This window comes from Coprococcus hominis (ex Arizal et al. 2022), from assembly GCF_040094675.1.
GTDB lineage: Bacteria > Bacillota > Clostridia > Lachnospirales > Lachnospiraceae > Coprococcus_C > Coprococcus_C hominis.
The window spans coordinates 1-15,179 of record NZ_JBBNHG010000034.1 but is presented as its reverse complement, the minus strand read 5'-3'; the positions used below and the strand labels follow the sequence as shown (position 1 = coordinate 15,179).

The window sequence follows — 15,179 nt, the reverse complement described above, 5'->3', positions numbered from 1 at the left end:
AGTCTGGAATGTAAATTAAAGCAACAATTTAAGTGAATCAACCGGAAAAACTGTGATTAAAAAGACCAGTCGTTTCCGGTTGATTTTTTTAAGTTTCTATTGTATGTTTGACATAATTTGAAGGCAGGAATCTCATAATACAGAAGAAAGAGAGTGAAGCAATGAATATATTTGATGTTGTAGGACCTGTGATGGTCGGACCATCGAGCTCCCATACCGCAGGTGCTGTAAAAATAGGATATATCAGCCGGAAGCTGCTGGGCGAACAGCCGGTCTCCGCACGGATTTTATTATATGGAAGCTTTCTGACAACCGGAAAAGGACATGGTACGCGGAAGGCGCTTGTGGCTGGGCTGCTTGGGATGCAGCCGGACGATGCGCGGATTCCGCAGGCGCTTACGCTTGCCGAAGAACGGGGCATGCAGATTGAATTCGGAGAGGCACAGTTAAAGGAAGCACACCCGAACACGGCACAGCTTTATCTGCAGGGACAGGAGGGCAGAAGCCTGGAAATCATCGGACAGTCGCTGGGCGGCTCCCGGATTAATATTGCCGAGATTGATGGAATCGAGACGAATTTCTCCGGTGATTATCCAACACTTGTCGTACACAATCAGGATCAGCCGGGACACGTGGCGGAGGTAACGTCGATGCTTTCACATAAAGGCGTGAACATTGCGTACATGCAGTTGTACCGCTCCAGCCGTGGCGGAGAGGCGGTTATGGTCGTGGAATGCGATCAGGAGATTCCGAAGGAGGGCATTGACTGGCTGAAGAAAGTCGAGGGCGTGAAGAAGGTCACGTATCTCGGACACGATACGGAAGCTATGGATAAGGGAGGAACTGCAAGATGATAACGTATCATTCAATTCAGGATATATTGGAATTGTGCGAGAAAGAACAGATGACGTTTGCGCAGGTAATCGAACGTGCGGATATGGAAGAACGCGCCGTGACGCAGGAAGCTTCCTATGCGAAGATGCAGAGCATGTATGAGGCGATGCGTCATGCAGATGCAACCTACGATGCAAAGCTTACGTCAGCATCCGGTCTGGTTGGCGGCGATGGCGAGAAACTTCGCGCATATAACGAGGCAGGGAAGAATCTCTGTGGTGACTTCTTAGGTCTGGTGATGGAGAAGGCAATCAAGATGGCGGAGGGAAATGCGTGCATGCGAAGAATCGTTGCGGCACCGACCGCCGGTTCGTGCGGCGTGATCCCGGCGGTGTTCCTGACGGCGCAGGAGAAACTTGCATGCACAGAAGAACAGATGGTGGCGGCGATGTACATTTCCGCAGGGGTAGGTGCCGTCATTGCGGAAAATGCTTCGATTGCCGGCGCGTCTGGCGGTTGTCAGGCAGAAATTGGTTCTGCATCTGCGATGGCCGCAGCAGGGCTATGCTTCCTACAGGGTGGCACGAATGCGATGATCGCAAATGCAGCCGCGCTGGCGCTGAAAAACATGCTCGGACTTGCGTGTGATCCGGTCTGTGGACTGGTGGAAGTACCTTGTGTGAAACGGAATGTTGCAGGAGCTGTCAATGCAGTAAGCGCGGCACAGCTATCTTTGGCAGGGATTAAGAGTGCGATTCCGGTGGATGAAGTGATCGACGCAATGCGTAGAATCGGAAATGAAATGTCTCCGAATATAAAAGAAACGGGCCAGGGTGGACTTGCAACCACCCCGACCGCGATTCAAATAGGAAAGAGTTTATAATTGTGAAGAAATATTTATTGTTTAAGGTTGTGTGACTGCATAATCCGAAAAGCTTGTAGTCGAATCTGTCTTATTTGCACATCCACCAAGCAGGGCAGTTGTAAGCATCGTTACTGTTACAAGTGGTAAAATGTTTTTTTTCTTCATAAAATCACGTCCTTTCAAATTGATTTTGTTTTCGTTTACAATACGAAGTATAGGGGACGAACCTTAAATCAACCTTAGAATTCTGAAAAAGTAGGGAAATAATAATCAAATATGCGAAACAGTGTTTAGCCTTTTCGGAAAATTAGAGATAAAAAATCAAGTGGTGACAATTTGCCACCACTTGTGAAAAAACAACCATATTTAGTTTACTTCTCATCCCTCTTTCGTACTGCCAGTGCCGGAACCAGTCCGATCACGAAAGGTACGATCCAGGTGAATAACCGGTAGATTACAAGTGCGGCTGCTACGGCATCGCCGTCCGGAATGACACAGGCGAAGAACAACGCGAATACAAAGTCAAGCGTACCGACACCGGATGGTGCCAGCATGACGCAGCCAACCATGTTGCAGACAGCGGTCAGTCCCAGACAGGTTGCTACTGTGACAGAATAGCTTCCGGCAAAGAAAATTCCCGGAATTGCATACCAGCATGCGAATTTGAAGAAATCCAAACCAACGACAGTCAGAAACAATCGCTTATCTTTCCATACGATGCGCCCTTGTTCCTGCAGATAGTCGATGGAAACCTGCGCTTTATCCAACAGCGGATACAGGCGGCTCTTTTGTTTCACAAGCTTTCGAGCCAGCTCCATGATCAGATCGGAGAATTTCTTGGAAACCGTTAATATAAACAAAAACAGACAGATTAACGAAATCACAACTGCACCGGCAAACATATACCACGCGTATTTGCGGATGCCACTGTGCCCGCTCAGAATCAGAAGGAGAAATGACACAACGCCGAATAAACCAATCGTAATTTTCTGGAATGTATATTGTGCGAGGGACATGCCGGTTGCGGTACTCACGCGGATGCCATTTAGATTATAATAATAAAGCTGTGCGACTCCGGTTCCGCTTCCAAGTGTTGCAATCCGGAAAAATGTACACAGGTATGCACAGGTGATTCCCTGCCATACAGATAAACGATGGTCGCAGGTGTTCGTCATTTCACTGATGATACAGCCTTCCGCGATGAAATACAGATTTCCGAGCAGCAGACACACAACCAGTTTCCATACAGGAGTTATCTGGATTTCTTCCAATGCTTCCAGCATCAGATCCTGATTTTTATAGCATACAAAAGCAATCAGCGCAAAGATAACCAACCATTTTGCGATGCTTTTTAATACCATTTTCTGATTTTTATCTGACTGATGTGTATCGTCCATTTTGTTCCCCCATTATATGGAAATAAAAGATAATAGCGTTATTTTAGTATGTTTGTCCAATCTTTGCAAGATATATTCCTGTTTTCACATTTTTCTCACAAATACATACAATGAAGTATACAAAAAGAATGTAAGAGGTAACCAGTTTGGATTCTTATAGAAATTATGGCTGCGGCAGAGGCCGTGGCATGAATCCGCGCGGCGCAAATAGCTGCTATCCGTGTTCAGGTACCGGTCGTTGTGTGATGCCGGGCGATACGATGTGCCGGAAACCATCCACGCCGGATTGTGGTTGTGGAGATAAACCATTCATGCCGGATTGTGGTTGTGGTAATAAACCATCCATGTCGGATTGCGGCTGCGGAAATAAACCATCCATGCCGGATTGCGGCTGCAAGGAAATGCCGATGAAATCAGATTGTGGGTGTGCATCCATTCCACGCAGAAATAACTGTAGATGCGGAGATCCAAATGAACATATGCGGCACATGCCGGTTGGCATGGGCTATGTTCCAATGCAAAAATGGGAGGAAATGTATGATCCTGCGACGGCATTGTGTCAGGGTACAGCCTTTCCTTCTCTAAATCTGATTTTCTGCGGGAAGAGGGGGTAACGGATCATGAAACCTATGTGTAAAGCAGAGCTTCGACAGTTTATCGATCAGGTTTCCTTTATGATCGATGATATTACCTTATTTTTAGATACACATCCGGACTGCCGGGAAGCAATAGATGCCTACAATCATTTCAAAATGATGCGGTGCGAAGCAGTATCTGACTATGTAAAGCAGTATGGTCCGCTCAACCGTTATGATGTGGATACGTGCGACGATTGGAATGCATGGATCGATGGTCCGTGGCCTTGGGAAGGAGCGTGTGGTTGTTAAATGTGGATTTATGAAAAGAGACTTCAATGTCCCGTGAACATCAAGGAGACAAATGCAAAGCTGGCACAGGCAATCATATCACAATATGGCGGTCCTGACGGGGAAATGGGCGCATCCATGCGTTATCTGTCCCAGCGATATGCTATGCCATACAAAGAGTGTCAGGCAACTCTGACGGATATCGGAACGGAAGAACTCGGACATCTGGAGATTGTTGCATCCATCATCTACCAGTTGACGAAGAATCTTTCTATGGAAGAAATCAAGGCTTCCGGCTTTGACAAATATTATATCGATCATACGATTGGTATCTGGCCGCAGGCAGCGGGAGGCATTCCGTTTAACGCATGCGAATTCCAGAGCAAGGGGGATACGATTACCGACCTGTACGAGGATCTGGCGGCTGAACAGAAGGCACGCAGTACCTACGACAACATCCTCCGATTATGTAAGGATTATCCGGATGTTTACGAGCCAATCAAATTCCTGCGTGCACGTGAAGTAGTGCATTTCCAGCGGTTTGGTGAAGCACTTCGCCTGGTGCAGGATAAATTGGATGAGAAAAATTTCTATGCATTCAATCCGGCGTTTGACCGCTCGGCTCCATGCGTGGATAAGAAGAAATGTAATTGTGAGAAATAAGGATTTCTTGGGGCTTAATCCAATATAAAAAGGGACTGCCGTGTAATGGGGATGGCAGTCCCTTGATTTCGGGGTACAGTGTGCTTTGAACTTTCACTCCTGCAGTGTATAAAATAACTTCGTCTCATCCACGATTCGGTATTCCCCGTCGGTATAATCGACAATCATCACATTACAGTTTTGCTGCAATCCACCCGACCAGAAATCCTTGATCTCGTGCTTCTTAATATAAGACATAATTCCTTTGTTGAGCGCACCGTGTGCGACGATCATCACACGTTCGCAGGAATTAGCGAGTGGTTCGATCTTATCCTGCATAAAATCTCCGGCACGTGCAATCAGATGTGGAAGTGTCTCAGCATCGTCGGCAGGTACATACAATTCTGGCTGCTTGAAGAAGTAGCGGAATGTAAGCGTTTCGTCCTTGATCAGCTCTGAGAAGTTCTGTCCCTCAAAATGTCCGAATGATAATTCGCGCAACCGGTCATCCGTTTCAATGTCAATGTCGCGTCCGTTCCGGATCAGACAGGCTGTTTCGTAGGCACGTTTAAGCGGACTGGAGAAGATCTTATCGATTCGCGTATCCATCAGTGCTTCGCCAGTCAGACGTGCAACCTTACGACCGTTTTCACTTAATTCAATATCCTCGCGTCCCTGCAACCGTTTTTCTCGGTTCCACAAGGTTTCTCCGTGGCGTACTATATATAATTCCATGTTTATTCTCCGTTCTGTCCATAGGATCACCGTAAATGCATCTACATATATATTGCAATTACGAATGCCTGTGGTTATATATTCTCAATCTGCCAGTCAATTGGTGCAACACCATGCCTCTGCAAAAATTCATTCGCCTGACTGAAATGCTTACAGCCAAAGAATCCACGGTAGGCGGAGAGTGGTGATGGATGAGGCGCTTTCAAAATCAAATGATTTGGATTGTCCAACATAGCTGCTTTTTTCTGCGCAAAGCTTCCCCACAACAAAAATACGATTGGTTGATTTTGCTTGTTGACGGCGCGGATTGCCGCGTCTGTAAATTCTTCCCAGCCCATTCCCTGATGGGAGGCAGCCTGATGGGCACGTACAGTCAAAACTGCATTTAAGAGCAAAACCCCCTGCTCGGCCCATTTGACAAGATACCCGTTGTTTGGAATATAGCAACCGACATCATCGTGCAATTCTTTGTAGATATTGACCAGTGATGGCGGAATCTCCACGCCCGGCTTTACAGAGAACGAAAGTCCGTGCGCCTGCCCGGGACCGTGATAAGGGTCCTGTCCGATGATGACGCATTTGACATCCTTTAATGGTGTCAGATGAAATGCATTGAAGATATCATCTCCGGGTGGATAGATCGTGTGGGTGCTGTATTCTTTCCCGACAAAATCAAACAGTTTCCGATAATATGGCTTATTATATTCTGGTGCCAAAACCTTAGCCCAGTCATTTCGAATTGGTGGCATAATACTCTCCTTTGTAAGTGCTGCCGGTGCGAAGCTGGCAGATATCAATTCGTTGTTTTCTATTAACACTAGATTATCACAACTGCCAGAAGAATACCACATGGATTTTCTCTATAAAATAGGAAATATTTTGCAGATATAAATCTTTTCCGCTTATTTGGAAAAAGGTGGTTGACCGCAAAAAGAATCTGTGATAATGTAAGTCTGTAAATGCAGAGAAGAGGAATAGTAGGAATCCAAAGGATTTCAGAGAGTCGTTGGCTGGTGTGAAACGATAATCCGAAGATTTTGAACTCGCCTTGGAGCAGCCGATTGAACAGATGTGAGACAGGAAAGTTTGACATTAGTAGATTTGGACGGAGCCTGACCGTTACAGCGGGAAGATATAGGATGCATGCATCTTTGTATCTGTGAGAGCATACGATATGTATGAATTAGAGTGGTACCGCGTAAGAGGTTAGAATGATGAAACTTGCGTCTCTAAGTAGTTGTTGGAGGCACAGGTTTATTTTTTTATGTATGGAGGTAGAAAGATGAAGAATTTTGAGCATTACAAGCGTGGCTATTATATGCCGCCGGTACAGAGTACAGACTGGGTAAACAAAGAGTATATCGATAAGGCACCAGCATGGTGCAGCGTAGATCTGCGTGATGGTAATCAGGCGCTGATCATTCCGATGAGTCTGGATGAGAAGCTTGAATTTTTCAAAGAATTGGTACGTGTAGGCTTCAAGGAAATCGAGGTTGGTTTCCCTGCAGCTTCTGAGACAGAATACAAGTTCTGCCGTACATTGATCGAGGAGAATCTGATTCCGGATGATGTGACGATTCAGGTTCTGACACAGGCAAGAGAGCATATTATCAAGAAGACATTTGAGGCAATTCAGGGTGCAAAGAATGTCGTTGTGCATCTGTACAATTCGACATCCTACGCACAGAGAACACAGGTATTCAAGAAGTCCAAGGAAGAGATTCTGAAGATCGCAACAGACGGCGCAAAGCTGTTAAATGATATGGCAGACCAGTATGGTGTGAACCATCAGTTTGAGTACTCACCAGAGAGCTTTACCGGAACTGAAGTCGACTATGCATTGGAAGTATGCAATGCAGTCATCGACATCTGGAAGCCGACACCAGAGCGTAAGGTTATTATCAACCTTCCTGCAACGGTTGAGATGTCATTGCCACATGTTTACGCAAGTCAGATTGAGTACATGAGCAAGAACCTGCATGACCGTGAGAATGTTGTACTTTCCCTTCACCCTCACAACGATCGTGGTTGCGGTGTCGCAGATGCAGAGCTTGGTATCTTAGCTGGTGCAGACCGTATCGAGGGTACTTTGTTTGGAAATGGTGAGCGTACCGGTAATGTCGACATTATCACACTTGCCATGAATATGTTCACGCATGGCGTAGATCCGAAACTGGATCTGTCGGATATTCCGCATCTGACAGAAACCTATGAGAGATTGACGAGAATGCATGTATATGAGCGTTCTCCATACACGGGACAACTGGTATTCGCAGCATTCTCCGGTTCCCATCAGGATGCAATTGCCAAGGGTATGAAGTATCGTGAGAATGATCCGGATGGTATGTGGACGGTTCCATATCTGCCATTAAATCCAGAGGATGTCGGAAGAAAATACGATGGCGATGTTATTCGTATCAACAGTCAGTCCGGAAAGGGCGGTATCGGATTCTTACTGGAGCAGAAGTATGGATTCAACCTGCCTTCAAAGATGCGTGAGGATCTTGGATATACAGTTAAGGGTGTATCTGACCATCAGCATAAGGAGCTTTCTCCGAAGGAAGTATTGGATATCTTCCAGAATGAATATGTAAACCGTGAAGATACAGTCAAGCTTGTAGAGTGCCATTTCAAGCAGATTGACGGTATTCAGGCAGAGCTTACAATCCTCGTAAATGGCGAGAAGAAAGTATATCATGGACAGGGAAATGGACGTCTCGATGCGATCAGCAATGCGATCATGAAACATTTCGATATCAAGTTTGCACTTGTTACATACGAAGAGCATGCTCTGCAGGTAGGTTCAGATTCACAGGCATGTGCATATGTCGGATTGGAAGTCGAAGGTGTGAATGGAATCGTCTGGGGCGCAGGCATCAAGTCTGATATTATTGATGCATCTGCATATGCTTTGATCAGTGCGTTGAACCGTTCAAACCACATGAATAAATAGAAGTTTGAATAAAATATACCGTATTGTTTCTTCTTGTTTTATCTGACAGTTTGTGCTAAAATAATCTAAATGTTGTGTTGTATTGTGTCGATAACACAGTTGACAACATGCGCGGATAAATGCGTAGAAAACGAGCAGGAGGAGTAACACCATGATATTTGTGAAGTCGGAAGACTTGAAATATGGTATGCGTCTGGCAAAACCAATCTACAATAAGACTGGCGTTTTGCTGTATGAGCGTAATACAAGACTGACACTTCAGGGTATCGAGAGTGTAAAGAACTTCGGACTGCTTGGACTTTATATTCTGGAGCCAGCGGAGCCAGTACCGCCGATGACGGAGGAAGATCTGGACTTTGAACGATTTCAGACGATGGCAGTGTTCAGTATCCGGGAAGAACTGGATAATATCATTGCCGGCAGAGAACCAGTGAATCTGAAGCGTCTGGCAAATGCGATCATCACGAACTATGGGCGTCTGGATCATAAGATTACATTCACACAGAATCTTCGTTCCACGACGGATTATGTGTATAAGCATGTAATTAACACAGCTATTTTATGTGCGCTGATTTCAGCACAGGTGTATTACACACCGACAGAACAGGAAGAACTGGTATTGGCAGCACTGCTGCATGATATCGGAAAGCTGTTATTGCCGAACAAGGTGCGGGAAAAATACGATGATTACGATACGAATGATCTGATCATTGTCAAGAAGATTCAGAACGATGGACTGGGACTGCTCAGACCGGAGATCGGAATTGACAGCGGCGTTCGCAGAATCGTAGCCCAGATTCATCGCATGGAATATGGAAACAGTAATCTGGAACAGGGCAAGATTTTAAAAAGTACAAAGATTTTGAAAGTTGCGAATCTGTTTGATACGATGACCTGCATGAAGATCAGTGAGGAAGCGATATCGGAGATCGCAGCGATCAAATATCTGTTATTGAATAAAGACGAGTTCGATGAGGAGATTGTAGGTGCACTTATCAAGAGTATCAACATCCTGACACCGGGTGTCTGTATCGAACTTACGAACCGTGAGAAGGGACTTGTCATATCGGAGAATCCGCAGAACATTCTGCGTCCGGTTGTCTTAGGCTTCTCGACGAATAAAATTTATGATTTGAGTAATAATGGTGTATATCGGCGTTACCAGATCGTTGATATAATGAAGACTATGGATAATCGTATCAAGGTTGACCGGGAGCGATTGGAAGAGTACATGAATAAGCGATGATTGGAAGCAATTATCGCTTGTTCCATTTATAGACAAAAATACATCCGAATCCGAACGAGGGGGTATGCAAGATGGCAGAAAATATATTTAATGAAAAACAGGATTATATCGTTGCGGCGCGTGACGAGGTTATAAAACGGGATGAATATGCGGCAAATATTGACCGCATGAAACAGCAGCAGAAGAAGCTGTCAAGAAGCATTGCTTCAGAAGAAAAGTCAATTGCGGATGAGATTGCGACGACGATCAAGAAGCGCCGACAGGACATTCAGTCGACCTACGATGACCGGCTTGATGATAACCGTGCACGGAAAAAGAAGGTGGCGAACAAGCGAGACAAGAAAAAAGAGGAGCGCATGGACAAACGCTATCACGAGGAGACGAAAAGCCTGCGGGAAAGCGATAAGGATCTTAAGGTTGAGATGCAGACGTTGCTGCGTAAATATAAGCTTCCATCTTTCTGTGGAAAGAAATTATACTTTGCGTTGTTTTATGCACGGAATGTGCGCGAGTTTGGCTTGAAGCTTCTGTCATTTATAATCGGGTTCGGTGGCATTCCGGGACTTGTGACATTTCTGGTGAAAAAACTTGTACTCGATACAAAGAAAGATATCAATGTTGCGTTCTGGTGTGCGCTGATAGCGGCAGGAACGCTGATCGTATTATTACTGATCTATTTTGCAATTTACAGTAAGACGAAGCTGAAGCATATGGATGCGATGACACAGGCACGGAGTATCCGTGACAAGATGATCGCGAACAAGAAGCAGGCAAATGCTATCCGTCATTCCATCAACAAAGATCATGATGACAGCCAGTATAATCTGGATGCCTATGATGAGAAGATGGATAATCTGGATGCAGAGGCAGATGCGATTGGTAAGGAGAAGCAGGAAGCACTCCGGTCGTTCGAGGAAGAGACGACATCCATGATCACAGAGGAAATCAATAACCGCAGACTTCCGGCATTGGAGGCAATGAAGGAAGAAAAAGCAAACATGGAAAATGAAATTGCTGCGGAGGAAAAACGCTTTTCGGATCAGACACTTTTGATCGCGAATAAATACGCTGCCATTCTTGGTGAAGATTTGTGCAGACAGGATAAGCTGGAAGATTTGATTGCGATCATGCAGGAGGGACAGGCGGATACGGTTTCGGAAGCGATCGCAGTTTACAAAGGTCAGAAGGCGTCCAGATAACGAATCGAATATTTGAGTGCGTTCGCAATGCAGTCTGCGAGCTGCATGACTGTGTACAGACGGGTGGATTGCAAAAGACCCGGATGTCCACCAGACACGTTTACAATGCCGGTAATGGAGAGATCTCCGATTGCCGGCAATTTCTTTTTTACACCTTTTCCGGGCAGGATAGGACCGTCGTTGATCGTGACAAGTCCGACGTGGGAGCTGCTTCCAAGCGAAGCATCGACTGCGATAACAAATGGATTTTCATAATTGTTTCGGATATCGTGCAAGGCGTCATGGATATTCAGGGCATGGACGGGCGCAGACAGACAGCCCATTACATGAAACGTTTCACTGTAATTTAAGAGCTGTTCGCCGACAAGCGGACCGAGACAATCGCCTGTGGCGCGGTCGGTTCCAATACATAAAATAATCGGGATGTATTGTTCGATTTCAACATCCTGTAAATATTCCAGAATACATTTTCCAAGCTCGATATGGGCATAACCCTGCGCAACATCGAAATATTGAATCCCATTTCTGCGTTCTGCGATTTCCTTCATAAACACCTCAGCCACGTTTGCTCCTTCTATACTCTATGCAGAAAGTATTAACAAGTTGTTAGAAAAATAAACAAAGCTGCAATCTGTTTCCTTTTCTGTCGCAGAATACATGTTGTTGAAATAAGTTGCGGTGGAAAGCCAGGTACAAGCGACAGGTTTCGAAGCACAGAGAAGCATGTTGATGCTATATTCTATAAAACAAATTATGGAGGCGTAGCATAGCATGATTGAAGTTATCTATGATAAGGACAAGGAAAAAGACAAGCAGGAATCAAACGAAAAAAATGAGCACGAGGTAAGCGTGAACCTGCGCCTGCCGAAAAACATAAGACAGATCGGATCGCCGGATGGACATAAGCGCATCTATATGGAAGATTATGTTGTTACATATCTGAACTATATTGCAAGACCAGGCAGCACGCAGGCGAGAGGTGCTATTTTACTTGGTGAAAGCAAGAAATCAGATGCAGGAGATGTGATTTTTATCAGTGGTGCGGTCGATGCACAGAATATCGAATTTGATATGGATGAGAGTGAATTTACACAGGAGATCTGGACCGAAATCTATGATCAGGTCAAACAGTTTTTCCCGGGACTATCCGTGATGGGATGGTTTCTGTCGCGTATGGGATTCTCAACGGTGATCAATGATAAAATCGAGAAGATGCATGTGGAGAATTTCCCAGGAAAGGACAAGGTGTTATTTATCACCGATTCACTTGAATCAGAAGATGCATTTTATATGTATGAACATGGACAGCTTGTAAAACAGAAGGGCTATTACATTTACTATGAGAAAAATGAGGCAATGCAAAACTATATCATGAAACAAAAGGGGGATGCCCCCTTGGAGCAGTCCGAGATTCAGAGAAAAGATGAAGAAATCGTGCGACAATTCCGCCGCAAAAACAAAGATCTGCCGGAAAACAAAGATACCGGAGTCGGATTTGTGTATATTGCAAGTTCTTTTGTCGTACTCGCACTCCTGGCGATGGGAATCACAATTGTGAGCAATTACGACAAGATGAAGCAGATGGAAGTATCAATCAACCGGCTGGAGGTCACGGCGGATACGACAGTGGATACGGATTATGTAGAAGCGATGGCGACGACAGAGCTGCCAGTGGCAACTGGAAATGATGCAGCTGCGAGCACAGACACAACGGAAGGAACTGCGGTTGATCCAGCACAATCGGATAACACAGTTACCACGGAGACTTCTGCAGAACCTGCTGAGACGGAATCTGTGACAACGGAAACGACATTGCCGGTAGCGGCAGAGCAGGATCAGTATTATATTATTCAGGAGGGGGATTCACTAAGCTCCATTGCATTTACACGGTATGGGGACGCCGATCTGGCGGCGAAAATCGCTGAGGCAAATGACATTGGAATCGATGACAACATCTTTGTTGGACAGAAAATACTCCTACCAAACCTCCAGTAAATGTGCTATACTTTATTGGATTGTGGAGTTATATATTAGTATAGAGGAAATGCAATGAGAAAAAAAGAAGAAGCTACAAATGAAAAAATAATTGATGCCGGTGGTTCGGAAATTGCGGGAAAAAGAAATGCAGAGCAGTTAGAGAGCGAACATAAAAAACATCGTGCGTGGAAGATTGGAATCTTGATTGTGCTTGTGTTTGCAGCGGTTGCGTATGTGATAGGCACACGCTGGGAATATAAGGGGTATAAGGTTGTTGAGAGTAACCAGACTGATTATTCGAATACAGCAAGCTATATCCGATTCAGTGACAATCTGCTCAAATATACGCCAGATGGAGTTTCCTATATCAATGCTAAGGGAGAAACTGTCTGGACGACAGGTATCAATATGAAGGTCCCGGTTGCGGTGGCAAGTGGGGATTATGCGGTGGTTGCAGATATGAACGGCAATACAGTCTGCGTATTCAGCACATCCGGCGAGGTAAGCAGCCAGACGATGCAGTATCCGGTCTGCGATATTGATGTCGGCGATCAGGGCGCATTTGCGGTTGTATTGGAAAGCGAAAAGACCAACTATGTAAATCTGTATACCCGCAAAGGTGAAATTGTATATGAGATCCAGACGAGTATTGATAAGAGTGGATATCCGTTAGATATTTCGATTTCAGACAATGGAGAGAAGCTGTTTACAAGCTACATGAATGTAGGAAACATGGTCATGGAAAATACACTGGCAGCCTATAATTTTGGTGAGGTTGGACAGAATAGTAATGCAGACCGTCTGGTTGGAAGTTATTCCTTCTCGGATCAGGTATTTTCCAAGGTGCAGTTTGTAGATAACGATACCGTTGTTGCATTTGGTACAAAGGCAATCGAAATCTATACGATGAAGGAAAAACCGGTTTTAAAAAAGCATATTGTCTTCAATGATGAGATTCGGAGTATTTTTTACGGAGACGATTATATTGGCGTGATCCAGAAAAATACAAATGAAAATACGGATGCGCTTTACACCCTGCATGCCTATAATCTGCGGGGAAAAGAGATGTTTTCAAAATCGTTATCCTTTGACTATGATAATATTTTCGCAGGAAAAGATGAGATTATTGTAACAGGTGGAAACGACTGCGCTATTTTCCGGAAGAATGGCTCTGTTAAATTTGAAGGCGAATTAAAGAGTCGGATTCGAAGTGTGGTGCCAAGTGGAAAACGTCTCGAATATGTGGTTGTATATGAAAATGAAACGCAGGTAATCAAATTGAAGAATGCATTATCAGAAGGCTCACAGAGAGGGAACAGCAACACAAAGACAAAATCAGATACTCCGGTTGCAACGCCAGCAAATGCAGATACATCGGGTGACGCACAATAAGAACATAGGGTAGAATTTAAATATGGTATATATTGTAATACTTGCAATCCTGACAGGTATGTTTATAGGATTTCGGAGAGGATTTCTGCGGTCAGTCTTTAAATTGCTGATCACGATCCTCTCTGTTGTGCTGTCATACGTTCTGGCACCGTTGATTGCAAATTGGGTAATTTCATACACGACACTGGATGACAAGCTGCAGGCATCCATTGCATCACAGATGGAGGAAACAGCAAGACAGCAGGTGAAAAATCAGTTAGAGGCATCCGTGGGGCAATATGGCATCACAGTTACAGATGACATGGTTAATGCAGCACTTGACACACAACTAAGTGAAAATCAACAGGCAGATATGCTATATCAGATCTCCATGCCGGAAGATGCAAGAGAAACGATCCTGCAAAATGCATCTGCGAATGTAGCAGATTATGCAGCGCGCTCCTTTTATCAATATGTAGCGGGATGCTTGGCAAAAATGATTGTGCGGGCAGGCATCTATGTGCTGACGTTCCTCGTCATCAGTCTGTTGTTATTCCTATTATATATGTTATTGTCCCTTGCGCTTCGCATGGCATCTCTTGGCGGCTTGAACCGGGTGATGGGAGCTGTGTTTGGTGGGGCACAGGTGTTAGTGTATATATGGATGGTATTTATCATCCTGCATTATGTCGTGGGAACCTCCGCAGGCAATGTATTGATGCAGCAGATACAAGATAATGTGGTGTTATCCTTTATAGATTCGCACAATTTGTTGCAGCCACTTGCGGATCGTATGATTGCGAAAATATTCTAAACACAGATGAAAAATGGAGCTGAAAAAGAACCACAGAAAAAATTGTAAAAAAATGAAAAATAGGGTTGACTTTCAGATTTCAGAGTGATATTATAAGCAAGCTGTCGCTGATACGACAGCACAAAAAAGGAATCAATAAAAATTGAATCGTCAAAAAGAAATGAAAAAAGTTCTTGACAAAGACGAGACAAAGTGGTATCCTTTAGAAGTTGTCGCTAAGAACGACAAAACAACGAACCTTTGACAAATTAATAACATGTTAACCCTGAAAATTTCTTTA

16 protein-coding genes and 1 other annotated feature are annotated in these 15,179 nt (G+C 44.6%); of the genes, 11 read left to right on the top strand and 5 right to left on the bottom strand.

Going from position 1 to position 15,179, the window contains the following annotated elements:
• Positions 1 to 161 precede the first annotated feature (161 nt).
• Together sdaAB and sdaAA are read left to right on the top strand one after the other, a co-directional pair.
• A complete protein-coding gene (gene sdaAB, locus AAAT93_RS09690) occupies positions 162 to 854 on the top strand; it encodes an L-serine ammonia-lyase, iron-sulfur-dependent subunit beta (protein ID WP_021984611.1) in 693 nt (230 codons plus the stop codon).
• Positions 851 to 1,717, top strand: a complete 867-nt coding sequence (gene sdaAA / locus AAAT93_RS09685) for an L-serine ammonia-lyase, iron-sulfur-dependent, subunit alpha (protein ID WP_021984610.1) — start codon at positions 851 to 853, stop codon at positions 1,715 to 1,717. Before sdaAB ends, sdaAA begins: the two co-directional genes overlap by 4 nt.
• A 21-nt stretch (positions 1,718 to 1,738) precedes the next feature.
• On the opposite strand, the gene AAAT93_RS09680 is transcribed toward sdaAA, so the two are convergent.
• Positions 1,739 to 1,864, bottom strand: coding sequence for a hypothetical protein (locus AAAT93_RS09680; RefSeq protein ID WP_021984609.1), 126 nt, complete (start codon positions 1,862 to 1,864; stop codon positions 1,739 to 1,741).
• A gap of 206 nt (positions 1,865 to 2,070) precedes the next feature.
• Positions 2,071 to 3,096 carry a lysylphosphatidylglycerol synthase transmembrane domain-containing protein gene (locus AAAT93_RS09675; RefSeq protein WP_118735063.1) on the bottom strand — a complete coding sequence of 342 codons (1,026 nt, stop codon included), beginning with the start codon at positions 3,094 to 3,096 and terminating at the stop codon, positions 2,071 to 2,073.
• A 146-nt stretch (positions 3,097 to 3,242) separates the two neighbouring features.
• Here AAAT93_RS09675 and AAAT93_RS09670 point away from each other — a divergent pair, with 146 nt between their 5' ends.
• Genes AAAT93_RS09670 through AAAT93_RS09660 form a run of 3 tightly spaced genes read left to right on the top strand, consistent with a single transcriptional unit; the run spans position 3,243 to position 4,625 of the window.
• Entirely contained in the window at positions 3,243 to 3,710 is a 468-nt protein-coding gene (locus tag AAAT93_RS09670) for a spore coat associated protein CotJA (RefSeq protein WP_227573359.1), read from the top strand.
• A 6-nt stretch (positions 3,711 to 3,716) separates the two neighbouring features.
• Positions 3,717 to 3,983, top strand: a complete 267-nt coding sequence (locus AAAT93_RS09665; protein ID WP_117781293.1) for a spore coat protein CotJB — start codon at positions 3,717 to 3,719, stop codon at positions 3,981 to 3,983.
• Positions 3,984 to 4,625, top strand: coding sequence for a manganese catalase family protein (locus AAAT93_RS09660; RefSeq protein WP_021984605.1), 642 nt, complete (start codon positions 3,984 to 3,986; stop codon positions 4,623 to 4,625).
• 93 nt (positions 4,626 to 4,718) lie between these two features.
• Here the strand turns inward: AAAT93_RS09660 and AAAT93_RS09655 are convergent, their stop codons facing one another.
• Both AAAT93_RS09655 and ung read right to left on the bottom strand, forming a co-directional pair.
• The gene (locus AAAT93_RS09655) at positions 4,719 to 5,339 is read right to left on the bottom strand and encodes a histidine phosphatase family protein (RefSeq protein WP_118374380.1); all 621 of its coding nucleotides are present in this window, start codon (positions 5,337 to 5,339) and stop codon (positions 4,719 to 4,721) included.
• 74 nt (positions 5,340 to 5,413) lie between these two features.
• Positions 5,414 to 6,088, bottom strand: a complete 675-nt coding sequence (gene ung, locus AAAT93_RS09650; protein ID WP_195541505.1) for a uracil-DNA glycosylase — start codon at positions 6,086 to 6,088, stop codon at positions 5,414 to 5,416.
• A 206-nt stretch (positions 6,089 to 6,294) separates the two neighbouring features.
• Positions 6,295 to 6,573 (top strand) — a binding site (T-box leader).
• 48 nt (positions 6,574 to 6,621) lie between these two features.
• Between ung and AAAT93_RS09645 the strand changes: the two genes are divergently transcribed.
• The 3 genes from AAAT93_RS09645 (at position 6,622) to AAAT93_RS09635 (ending at position 10,737) form a co-directional block, all read left to right on the top strand.
• Entirely contained in the window at positions 6,622 to 8,292 is a 1,671-nt protein-coding gene (locus tag AAAT93_RS09645; RefSeq protein ID WP_227573358.1) for a 2-isopropylmalate synthase, read from the top strand.
• A gap of 151 nt (positions 8,293 to 8,443) precedes the next feature.
• Positions 8,444 to 9,538 (top strand): HD-GYP domain-containing protein, encoded by a 1,095-nt coding sequence (locus tag AAAT93_RS09640; protein ID WP_118374378.1) that lies wholly within the window; start codon positions 8,444 to 8,446, stop codon positions 9,536 to 9,538.
• 71 nt (positions 9,539 to 9,609) lie between these two features.
• Positions 9,610 to 10,737 (top strand): hypothetical protein, encoded by a 1,128-nt coding sequence (locus AAAT93_RS09635; RefSeq protein ID WP_227573357.1) that lies wholly within the window; start codon positions 9,610 to 9,612, stop codon positions 10,735 to 10,737.
• On the opposite strand, the gene yyaC is transcribed toward AAAT93_RS09635, so the two are convergent.
• Positions 10,719 to 11,300 carry a spore protease YyaC gene (gene yyaC, locus AAAT93_RS09630; RefSeq protein WP_227573356.1) on the bottom strand — a complete coding sequence of 194 codons (582 nt, stop codon included), beginning with the start codon at positions 11,298 to 11,300 and terminating at the stop codon, positions 10,719 to 10,721. The two genes, AAAT93_RS09635 and yyaC, sit on opposite strands and share 19 nt — an antisense overlap.
• 208 nt (positions 11,301 to 11,508) lie before the next feature.
• Here yyaC and AAAT93_RS09625 point away from each other — a divergent pair, with 208 nt between their 5' ends.
• The 3 genes from AAAT93_RS09625 to AAAT93_RS09615 are packed head-to-tail and all read left to right on the top strand — an operon-like array spanning position 11,509 to position 14,899.
• Positions 11,509 to 12,732, top strand: coding sequence for a LysM peptidoglycan-binding domain-containing protein (locus tag AAAT93_RS09625; protein WP_227573355.1), 1,224 nt, complete (start codon positions 11,509 to 11,511; stop codon positions 12,730 to 12,732).
• Positions 12,733 to 12,786: 54 nt separating this feature from the next.
• Positions 12,787 to 14,106 carry a DUF5711 family protein gene (locus AAAT93_RS09620; RefSeq protein WP_227573354.1) on the top strand — a complete coding sequence of 440 codons (1,320 nt, stop codon included), beginning with the start codon at positions 12,787 to 12,789 and terminating at the stop codon, positions 14,104 to 14,106.
• 22 nt (positions 14,107 to 14,128) lie between these two features.
• The gene (locus tag AAAT93_RS09615) at positions 14,129 to 14,899 is read left to right on the top strand and encodes a CvpA family protein (protein WP_021984596.1); all 771 of its coding nucleotides are present in this window, start codon (positions 14,129 to 14,131) and stop codon (positions 14,897 to 14,899) included.
• Positions 14,900 to 15,179 lie beyond the last annotated feature (280 nt).

Excerpts from the sequence above, each read along its gene's own strand:
- AAAT93_RS09680 (WP_021984609.1), bottom strand. The coding sequence starts at position 1,864 with ATGAAGAAAAAAAACATTTTACCACTTGTAACAGTAACGATGCTTACA.
- AAAT93_RS09665 (WP_117781293.1), top strand. The coding sequence starts at position 3,717 with ATGAAACCTATGTGTAAAGCAGAGCTTCGACAGTTTATCGATCAGGTT.
- ung (WP_195541505.1), bottom strand. The coding sequence starts at position 6,088 with ATGCCACCAATTCGAAATGACTGGGCTAAGGTTTTGGCACCAGAATAT.
- AAAT93_RS09675 (WP_118735063.1), bottom strand. The coding sequence starts at position 3,096 with ATGGACGATACACATCAGTCAGATAAAAATCAGAAAATGGTATTAAAA.
- AAAT93_RS09660 (WP_021984605.1), top strand. The coding sequence starts at position 3,984 with ATGTGGATTTATGAAAAGAGACTTCAATGTCCCGTGAACATCAAGGAG.
- AAAT93_RS09645 (WP_227573358.1), top strand. The coding sequence starts at position 6,622 with ATGAAGAATTTTGAGCATTACAAGCGTGGCTATTATATGCCGCCGGTA.
- AAAT93_RS09620 (WP_227573354.1), top strand. The coding sequence starts at position 12,787 with ATGAGAAAAAAAGAAGAAGCTACAAATGAAAAAATAATTGATGCCGGT.
- AAAT93_RS09635 (WP_227573357.1), top strand. The coding sequence starts at position 9,610 with ATGGCAGAAAATATATTTAATGAAAAACAGGATTATATCGTTGCGGCG.
- AAAT93_RS09625 (WP_227573355.1), top strand. The coding sequence starts at position 11,509 with ATGATTGAAGTTATCTATGATAAGGACAAGGAAAAAGACAAGCAGGAA.
- sdaAA (WP_021984610.1), top strand. The coding sequence starts at position 851 with ATGATAACGTATCATTCAATTCAGGATATATTGGAATTGTGCGAGAAA.
- AAAT93_RS09615 (WP_021984596.1), top strand. The coding sequence starts at position 14,129 with ATGGTATATATTGTAATACTTGCAATCCTGACAGGTATGTTTATAGGA.
- AAAT93_RS09655 (WP_118374380.1), bottom strand. The coding sequence starts at position 5,339 with ATGGAATTATATATAGTACGCCACGGAGAAACCTTGTGGAACCGAGAA.
- sdaAB (WP_021984611.1), top strand. The coding sequence starts at position 162 with ATGAATATATTTGATGTTGTAGGACCTGTGATGGTCGGACCATCGAGC.
- AAAT93_RS09640 (WP_118374378.1), top strand. The coding sequence starts at position 8,444 with ATGATATTTGTGAAGTCGGAAGACTTGAAATATGGTATGCGTCTGGCA.